At 55.6% G+C, this 8,151-nt stretch carries 11 protein-coding genes; 2 read left to right on the forward strand and 9 right to left on the reverse strand.

What is annotated here, in order from left to right; genetic code table 11:
- Positions 1 to 453: 453 nt before the first annotated feature.
- The 9 genes from ACWVCN_RS01320 to ACWVCN_RS01360 all read right to left on the reverse strand — a co-directional run bounded on the left by ACWVCN_RS01320 (position 454) and on the right by ACWVCN_RS01360 (position 5,994).
- On the reverse strand, positions 454 to 822 hold the full coding sequence (locus ACWVCN_RS01320; RefSeq protein ID WP_455243703.1) for a DUF1499 domain-containing protein: 369 nt from the start codon (positions 820 to 822) through the stop codon (positions 454 to 456).
- 12 nt (positions 823 to 834) lie between these two features.
- Positions 835 to 1,140 (reverse strand): FKBP-type peptidyl-prolyl cis-trans isomerase, encoded by a 306-nt coding sequence (locus ACWVCN_RS01325; protein WP_455243704.1) that lies wholly within the window; start codon positions 1,138 to 1,140, stop codon positions 835 to 837.
- Positions 1,141 to 1,239: 99 nt separating this feature from the next.
- Entirely contained in the window at positions 1,240 to 2,349 is a 1,110-nt protein-coding gene (locus tag ACWVCN_RS01330; protein ID WP_455243705.1) for a DUF2914 domain-containing protein, read from the reverse strand.
- Positions 2,350 to 2,477: 128 nt separating this feature from the next.
- Entirely contained in the window at positions 2,478 to 3,548 is a 1,071-nt protein-coding gene (locus ACWVCN_RS01335) for a hypothetical protein (RefSeq protein ID WP_455243706.1), read from the reverse strand.
- A 15-nt stretch (positions 3,549 to 3,563) separates the two neighbouring features.
- Positions 3,564 to 4,211 (reverse strand): hypothetical protein, encoded by a 648-nt coding sequence (locus ACWVCN_RS01340; RefSeq protein ID WP_455243707.1) that lies wholly within the window; start codon positions 4,209 to 4,211, stop codon positions 3,564 to 3,566.
- Between the two features lie 93 nt (positions 4,212 to 4,304).
- A complete protein-coding gene (locus ACWVCN_RS01345; protein WP_455243708.1) occupies positions 4,305 to 4,928 on the reverse strand; it encodes a hypothetical protein in 624 nt (207 codons plus the stop codon).
- A 40-nt stretch (positions 4,929 to 4,968) separates the two neighbouring features.
- Entirely contained in the window at positions 4,969 to 5,346 is a 378-nt protein-coding gene (locus ACWVCN_RS01350; protein ID WP_455243709.1) for a hypothetical protein, read from the reverse strand.
- Positions 5,347 to 5,371: 25 nt separating this feature from the next.
- Positions 5,372 to 5,707, reverse strand: a complete 336-nt coding sequence (locus ACWVCN_RS01355; RefSeq protein ID WP_455243710.1) for a hypothetical protein — start codon at positions 5,705 to 5,707, stop codon at positions 5,372 to 5,374.
- Positions 5,704 to 5,994, reverse strand: coding sequence for a hypothetical protein (locus tag ACWVCN_RS01360; RefSeq protein WP_455243711.1), 291 nt, complete (start codon positions 5,992 to 5,994; stop codon positions 5,704 to 5,706). The genes ACWVCN_RS01355 and ACWVCN_RS01360 overlap by 4 nt, the downstream gene beginning before the upstream one ends.
- A gap of 202 nt (positions 5,995 to 6,196) precedes the next feature.
- Here ACWVCN_RS01360 and ACWVCN_RS01365 point away from each other — a divergent pair, with 202 nt between their 5' ends.
- Positions 6,197 to 7,087: a polyprenyl synthetase family protein gene (locus ACWVCN_RS01365; protein WP_455243712.1), complete on the forward strand. Its 891-nt coding sequence runs from the start codon at positions 6,197 to 6,199 to the stop codon at positions 7,085 to 7,087.
- A 118-nt stretch (positions 7,088 to 7,205) separates the two neighbouring features.
- Positions 7,206 to 8,151, forward strand: a 946-nt coding sequence (hpnA, locus tag ACWVCN_RS01370) for a hopanoid-associated sugar epimerase (RefSeq protein ID WP_455243713.1), incomplete at its 3' end; no start/stop codon positions are given.

An 8,151-nucleotide genomic window follows, 5' to 3' on the forward strand; every position in this document is an offset into this window, starting at 1 on the left:
GAGTGGAATTGATGAAATATACCATGTTTTATTTTGCATGAGGTGCCAGACTAAAAATATTTTTCCGGAAACGTGTCGGCGACGCCTCCTTGGTTGACAAGCTTCTCCGCCCTCGGAGACAATGCCGCCCATGACAGCCGCTGCTTCCCATCCCGGCTCAACATCCACTGAGCCACCGGACCGGCTTTGCACCTGGTGCAAGGTCCCGATGAGAAAGCGGCTAGTGGCGAGCGGACAGTTCGTCCATTACACCTGCCCGAAATGCATCTTCCAGCATACGACGCGTCTCGGCCCGAAGCCGACACCCCCTGGCCATTAGGTCCCTTGCTTTTTGAGGCTAGCCCGTCCAGTCCTCACCCTCTTCTGCGGCCTTCTTCTCCTCCGGGCGTAAAAAAGATGCCGAAGACACTCAGGCAGTCGTGTTACCTGGAAAGGTATGCGCGAGCGTCAGAACTAGAGTTTCCCCACGATGCGCAACCGGATTTCCTCCATGCGTTTTCGGTTGACGCCGAGGTCGCCGTAACCGGTGCGGGATGCGGAGCGGAAGTGAATGGTCTTTGACGCATCATCGAAAACAAATTCGACATCGTCGACGAAGCGGAATAGAAGACTGGTGAATTCGTAGCGCAAATACACCTCGTCTTCCTCCACGAGTTTCGTACGGGGCAGAGCAGCAATCGCCGCCTTCAGCGCCTCTCTCGCTTCGGCGCGTGGTTTTGTATAGCGGTACGGAGCTATCGCGTGCCGTTCATCCGTAGCCGGCGCTAGCGTCGACACGCAGTTTGGGCTTGAGGGACAAGAATCCAACGTTCGCGGGCTCATGAGCAGGGAACTCTACGCTTCTTGCACAATCTCTCGCAACCAGAGTTCGCAATGCAACACTGCGTGTGGGGGGATAAGATTGGGGATTCCTTTCTCGCGATAGGCCAAGTGCGGGCTGATGCGGACCTTGCGATAGCCACCGACTTTCATGCCCATCAGCCCGTATTCGACACCGGCAATCACTTCCCGTCGCCCCAGTCTTATCGTGTGATCGACGAATGTGACGCCGTTATCGATTCTCAGCATGGTCTTCGGCAGATATGCTGCTTGCCTGGCATTCAGCGGGACCTCATCGCCCTTGTTGAGGAAGAGCCGCATGTTGTTTGTATATGACTCGGTCGCCCTCCTCCGCAGATTTCCCCTCGCCGTCACGTTGTTCAAGCAGTTTGAGACCGCTGAGGAACTTCACAGCAAGCCTCAATACCATATCGTCGCCAGTTTTGGCTTCGATGTGTCCATTTGCTCGACTGTTACCGAGACCCGCCCAATGATGCGCCCGTCTTCGGCCTCGACATCTACGCGCCACTCGCCAGGGTCCAACCGCTGCTTAAAGGTATAGGCGCGGTAGCCGCCTTCGCGTCCGCCGGAGATTGGAAGTGGAATCTTGTCGGTGTGGGTAAAGGACATGCTGCTATCACGCCTGAAGTACCAGTGGTGATAGACTGTCGTCTTTAACGCTACCGGTGCAAAGACAGCTGTAAAGCAATAGATCGGCTCGTCAGCCGGATATGTGGTATCCGACTGCTTCCAGACTTCATACCATTCCTTCTCGAACGACAGTTCAAACTTCTCGCCGCTTCGCTTCACTTCATGATAGATCCCGCCGAACTTCATCGAGAGCGGAACAGGAGGGATCCAATTCAAAAAATAGAAACCCACCAAAAGCCCGATCAAGGCGAAGGCCGGGGTTTGCACCGCAACGGCTTCTTGGCTCGACCGTTCCGGATTGTTCCTATAAATCAATTGCACGACGCGAAACGTGACCGCTGCGCTCAACCCCGCTCCGAACAAGAAGACAGGGGTATTCATCCATCCGGTCATGACCGGCAGGAAAAAGGTAAAAAAGGCAAAACAGGTCAGCGCATAGAGGCTCACGAGAAGCTTGAGGTTCGACAGCCTGTCGCGAAGAAATTCGTTAGCAACAAGCAGGACGATGAGGACGGCGAAAAAGATGGCTGTTGTCGTGAGGGTCGCGCTTCGAAAATAGAAAATCGTGTACGCGCTGAAGAGCCCGCCCAGCAGGAATTGGCTGGCCATTGGATAATAGGGCCTGCTCCGGAGCACCCACCGGAAAACAGGCGGCAGCGATGCCACTTTCTCATCGTCCGGCGGAGGTTCGATGCCGAGCCTGCCAATCAGTACGATGAGCAGGCCGAGAAGCAACAAATAGATGAGAAGAATGAGATTGTCCTGAAGGCGATCGATCCGTGTCAGCGTGAGCGTGTCGTAAGTCACCCCCGAGAGGAAAAACACCGCCGGCATATAGGGGCTGGCCAGCAGTGACTGCATCCTGGAGAGTGGACTCATGACTCCACTCTGCGGAATCGTCTGGATTTGATCAACGAAAAGTTCGTTTCATGAAGGCTAGTGTCGCTTCGGTCGAGTCTAATCGCAGAGGGGTCCGAACTCAGCCTCAGCCTTGGACTTAACCCGTTTTACACGAAGGCCGGAAGCGGCGCATAGATAACCGGATGTCCGATCAGCCGTTCCAACCATCCAGCCATTAGTTCCTCCTTCAACGGCGCCTTGTTCAGACGGACTTCGATCGCAAAACCTGCCTTCGACCCGACAATTCCGACAATCGCCGACGCATCTTCCCCCCCGGGAAGAAGTTCCTGACTTTGAAATTCGCAGATCGTGGCATAGAGGCGGCCATCCGGCTCGATCGTCGAACGGATTTCCGGGACATCGTCAAAAGGGCAGTGAACGGAACAGCGGTAGACCAGCCGGGCCGGGGGTAGGATCGCCTGGAAATCTTCCAATGCAGCCTCTGAAAATCCCGTCAGGTAGGCACGAACCCCGACGGGTTCCGTCGAGCAGGTAGCGGCGAGTTGGGTCCCAGGAACGAGAAACTCAAATGCGTCGGCTGTATTGTATTCGAACTGGCAAGGGCCGAACGCGTCTGGCCAGGAACAAAAAAACGGCGCTGAGGGATCGCTGGGATGAAGCACCACCTGATTTTTCTCAATCGCGGTTTCAACCGGCAATCCAATCGTTGTAATGGCTTCGAGAAAGGCTGTGCGCCGCTCTTCTAGCCAGTGATGCCGTTGTCCATCCCCTCTTGTTTCACCGGGCGTGATGACCTCGGTTGTTTGAAGACGAACACGAATGAAGGAATGGGCGTGTCTGAAACCAATCCACAACATGCCCCGGCTTTCATGGAACTTCATCTGTTCACGGATCCGCCAGGGATGGCTGATTGAGCAGTAGGTCCCGACATCTTGATACCGTTGGTAGGTTGTGTGGTAGGCCCCGGTTAGGAGGAAGAAATCTCCCCGCCACCCTTCCCGGACATGAACGAGAGTCGTGTCCTCGGTCGCCCAGGCATCCAACTCGTCGAAATCTTGAGGGGAATCAACGGTCCATTCTTCAACGTAACAGATGATGTCTTTGGCGGGAACGGCTGGATGAAGCCCGAGTGCGGCCAAACGTTCACCGACCTCCAACACCTGTGCAAAAGTCATCGGCGCGGAGGTTTCCCAGCGGCGTTCACGCACCAGCGTCACCACCCGCCATATCCATCATCGGACCGGGCGTAATGCTCCCTTGGAAATATTGGTGTCCGTAATATATCGAACGATCGTGTCCTGCAGCGTCTCAGTTAGCAGGCGCTGGACATCGGACTCGTTGAACCAGAAAACGGTATCGCTTTGCTCGCCTTCGAGGCTCCGGATCGTGCTGGTACCATCCACTTTGTTGTTGGCAGAGATCGTAAGCTTGCTGCTGGCCGTAATGTACGTTGAGAAGAGCCGGCTCTTTGCGTTCGCGGCGAACTCGAAGATCTGTCCTGTGATCACGATGTCAGCATCGTTCACTGTCCCGGCAGGAGCGACCCGCACGTTCCACGAACGGTTTCCCCAGCCTCTGGTCCTCAACCGCTCCGCAAACGCCTGAGCATATACCTCACCAGGCTTGTCTCCGGAAACATTGAAGAACGTGGCTCCCCCCCATAAGTGCGTGCGCGTTCCAACCCGACTCTTTTCGACCCGCCGATCTTCGAATGGTTCGATGACGACCTTCACTGGTTCCGACTTTACCAAAGGACCAGGCTGCAATTTGGGGACAATGTCGAGGTAAACGGTTTGTCCCGTCCCTCCGCAACCCCCAAGCGTCAAGACTGCAATAGACAACACGAACCCCGTGCCCAGTTGCCATAGCGGATTCTTCACAATAACCTCCTTACGGCTCAATATCCTTTCACTGCTACCATGCTCCTTGTGAACGATGCGCGCTAGTCTACCGAAATCCCCGCCATGGCACAATTACGGAGACAGGAGAGGCCGCATGGCCCCAAAGGACTCGCGCGCGAGGCTGGCCAATTCTCCGCCTTGGATCCGAGCATCATCCAGTGTGACGAAGCGGGCTATCTTCAGGAATGAGCGCTCTGCAACCACGGCACCGATCCGTGCCTTCCGATCGTGTGTGACCGGCAACGTGTACCCCTCACCTCGCTTCCATTCCCACAACGTCGGAGCAATCGACAATTCCAACTCTCGCCCTGCAATGGCATGGTACCGATCGATGAGGTTCTTCTTGTATCGCTTCACCAAAGAACCTTCAAGGATCCAAGCAAATGCGGCATGGTGCCCCCACCAGAACAATGTTCGGAAGCTGCATTTCTCCACGCCATGAAAATGCTTCGGACAATCGAGATACTGGTACGGAAAGTGTTCCAGGTGCTCACCTTTCACAAACTGTACGCAATCAGGGTTGAAATCTGCCGGAGTCAAGAGTGCAGCACGGCTGAGTTCGAGCCGCAACATCTCACGGGTGGACTCGAGTTGCACGCGGATCTTTCCAGAAATCCTGGCTTTTTTACGGAAGAATTCCGCATCCGCGAGAAGCCTTATTTCTTCATCTGTAAAATAGGTCGAGGTATCTGCCATTGAAGAAACCGCGTTCGCAAACACGCTGAAAGGAAGCCGGTCACTTTTGATGAGTTTCGAACGAGGATACCGTCAGCGCATAATGCCGACGGCATTCGGCGCAACGAAGCATTGCGCTGTCCTCCAGCACGTCCATTGCACGAAGAGACAAAGCTGAAGTATGGGTCGCGACACAGTCGTCGAGTTGCGCTAGCCCTTCCGGTCCATAAGGACCGCTTGTCGGCGAATCCCCTGCATCCTCCTGCACGGCTGAGGCTCTTACGACCACAGACGACAGCACCAGATGGTGAGCGGACCGGCAGGAAGTGCAGCCGAGGATCAGGCGGTTGTTGTCATCAATCCGTTTGACAACTAGGCAAAGTGGATGGACCGCCCAACATTGCTGGAGAAAGGCCCCGCTGCGAAAGACCTGAGCCATTGCTCTCCCCATGATCGAGTACCGGTCACAACTTCCAAAGCGCCAGCATCAGCAGGACGCCGACAAGATAGGGAATCACACAAGAGTACAACACTGCTGCGCGTGCTTGCTCCCCTGAACCCGTTCTTGATCGCTGTTCTTTGTAAACAAATTCATAGGAGAGAACGAGGACCGTAAGGGTTAGGGCGAATGCGCGACTGGTCCTTGGCCAGGTGTATTGGCCGCTGATAAAAAAGTTCGCGGTAAAGAACCCGCTGAAAAGCATCACCGCCGGTGCCAATGCAAAGCGTACCACCTGGGCAAAGAGATGATGCCAATTCGGACGGGCCTGAACGGAACTTGGCTGTGGAGCGGAGTTCACGAGCCTACGGCGGCTGGAGTCTCACCCTCGGCGACGGAAGAAACCGATGCGCCTGCTTGAGCGGCTCGACAGGTTTTGCAGATGCGGGGCCGGGCTTTCAAGAACGAAACCTTTCCACTGGCCAAGCAGCTGTAGTGGACAAATTCATCGCAAACACTGCAACGAGACCAGCCGCCGCGGAACAGCGTCTTGTCCCGATACAAACCCTGCTTGCAGACTTTACAATAGCGGGGTTCGATCCCCAGCAGCATCGGCTCCCAATCACCGCCGGCTTTTCTGATACTCATGGGCAGGGAGTATAGCCAAGGAGTCCGGAGAATAACAAGCGCATGAAAAACCGTGGAGCGGATTTGAGACTAGAGCGTGACTTCTTTTTATTTCTCCACCGGCCTTCTGCAATGAGCCGCGTACATTGTTTGACTCCATTCAACCCATTTGTTACTCTCCGCGCCGTCTGATAACCTGTCTCAGCTAACCGTAATTATCTCTATGAATATCAAGGATTATCTCGAGAAGAAACGCGTGGCGGTGGACCGCTATCTGGACGAAGTGACGCCTCCTGCTTCTACCCCGCCTACCAGCCTACACGAAAGCATGCGTTACAGCCTGATGGCGGGCGGGAAACGGGTCCGCCCGATTCTCACGATCGCGGCGGCAGAAGCACTGGGCGCGAACCCTCCTGGCCTCATGGCGGTCGCCTGCTCACTCGAACTGATTCATACCTATTCGTTGATTCATGACGACCTCCCCTCTATGGACAACGACGATTTCAGACGAGGGAAGCCGACGAATCATAAGATCTACGGCGAAGCGATGGCCATTTTAGCCGGTGATGCACTGCTCACAATGGCCTTCGACCTTATCAGCCGTCCGGAGCTGATGAAAGGGAATGATCCGATACGGCAAGTGCAGATTATCCAGGAATTGGCGTATGGGTCCGGCAATCTCGGTATGGTAGGCGGACAGGTGTTCGATATTCAGGCGGAGAATAAGGACATCGATCTACCGACGCTGCAAAACATCCACAAGCACAAGACCGGCATGTTGATTCGCGCAGCTGTTCGCATGGGTGCCATCGTCGGCGGCGCGTCGGCCCGGCAGCTCGAGGACATGACGGGCTATGCCGAGGACATTGGCCTTGCCTTCCAAATCGCCGACGACGTCCTGAACGTCACGGGAACCCGCGAGGAACTTGGCAAGAATCCGAATACGGACGCAGAACGTGGGAAAAAAACCTATCCAACCTTCTACGGTGTCGATGGTGCCAAGAAACTAGCCGACGATTGCGTGACGCGCGCGATCAGTCGGTTGTCGTCCTTCGGCCCCTCCGCGGATCCACTGCGCGAGATCGCGCAGTATATTACCTCGCGCCGCTCCTAATGTCGGGGAAGCAAGCGGCGCGCGGAAAACTACAGTGATGCATGTCGTGTAAGCTCATAATTTTCGAAATGCTGCCCCTTGCTCTATACCATTTATCCCTAACCGGCGAACAAGCGCAATGAAAGCCCTCGTCACAGGGGCAACCGGATTCGTCGGAGGGGCGGTCGCGCGCGCGCTCGTTCGCGCCGGCGTGGACGTCCGAGTATTGGTACGTACCGATGCCGATCTCCAAAACCTTGAAGGTCTTCCCGTAGAACGGCTCACCGGTGACTTGCGTGACCCGGCGTCGCTGCGCAAGACCCTAGCCGGCTGCCGACAGCTCTATCACGTCGCTGCGCACTATGCGCTGTGGGCCAAAGACCCGTCGATCTTCTACGAGATCAACGTCACAGGCACCCGCAACCTGCTCGAAGCCGCGCGGGATGTCGGCATCGAGCGCACAGTCTATTGCAGTACGATCGGCGCCATAGGCCTCCCGCACGACGGAGGGCTGGGCACAGAAGAGACACCGGTCTCACTCGATCAGATGGCCGGACATTACAAACGATCCAAATACCTGGCCGAGCAAGAGGTTCTGAAGCTGGCAAAAGAGGGTTTGCCGGTTGTGATCGTGAATCCGAGTGCTCCCGTCGGGGCCGGCGACGTGAAACCGACGCCGACCGGACAGGTTATCGTCGACTTCATGAAGGGCCGCATGCCGGCCTACATCGAAACCGGCATGAACATTGTCGACGTCGACGATGTGGCAATGGGCCATCTGCTCGCCATGCAGAAGGGGCGTCAAGGCGAGCGTTATATCCTGGGTTGCAAGAATCTCATGCTGCACGAGGTCTTCGAAATCTTGAGCAAACTGACCGGCGTGAAGGCCCCTTCGATCAAGCTGCCTCGCCTGGCCATCTTACCGCTCGCCTACTTAAACCAATGGATATCGAATCTTACAGACCTACAGCCTCGCATTCCCCTGGAAGGCATCAAAATGGCGAAGTACAAAATGCATTATGATTGCAGCAAAGCAATCAAGGAACTAGGGCTCCCGCAAACACCACCGGAAATCGCCCTTGAGA

The sequence above is a fragment of the Petrachloros mirabilis genome (genome assembly GCF_975968855.1).

Excerpts from the sequence above, each read along its gene's own strand:
- ACWVCN_RS01320 (WP_455243703.1), bottom strand. The coding sequence starts at position 822 with ATGAGCCCGCGAACGTTGGATTCTTGTCCCTCAAGCCCAAACTGCGTG.
- ACWVCN_RS01325 (WP_455243704.1), bottom strand. The coding sequence starts at position 1,140 with ATGCGGCTCTTCCTCAACAAGGGCGATGAGGTCCCGCTGAATGCCAGG.
- ACWVCN_RS01330 (WP_455243705.1), bottom strand. The coding sequence starts at position 2,349 with ATGAGTCCACTCTCCAGGATGCAGTCACTGCTGGCCAGCCCCTATATG.
- ACWVCN_RS01345 (WP_455243708.1), bottom strand. The coding sequence starts at position 4,928 with ATGGCAGATACCTCGACCTATTTTACAGATGAAGAAATAAGGCTTCTC.
- ACWVCN_RS01350 (WP_455243709.1), bottom strand. The coding sequence starts at position 5,346 with ATGGCTCAGGTCTTTCGCAGCGGGGCCTTTCTCCAGCAATGTTGGGCG.
- ACWVCN_RS01360 (WP_455243711.1), bottom strand. The coding sequence starts at position 5,994 with ATGAGTATCAGAAAAGCCGGCGGTGATTGGGAGCCGATGCTGCTGGGG.
- ACWVCN_RS01365 (WP_455243712.1), top strand. The coding sequence starts at position 6,197 with ATGAATATCAAGGATTATCTCGAGAAGAAACGCGTGGCGGTGGACCGC.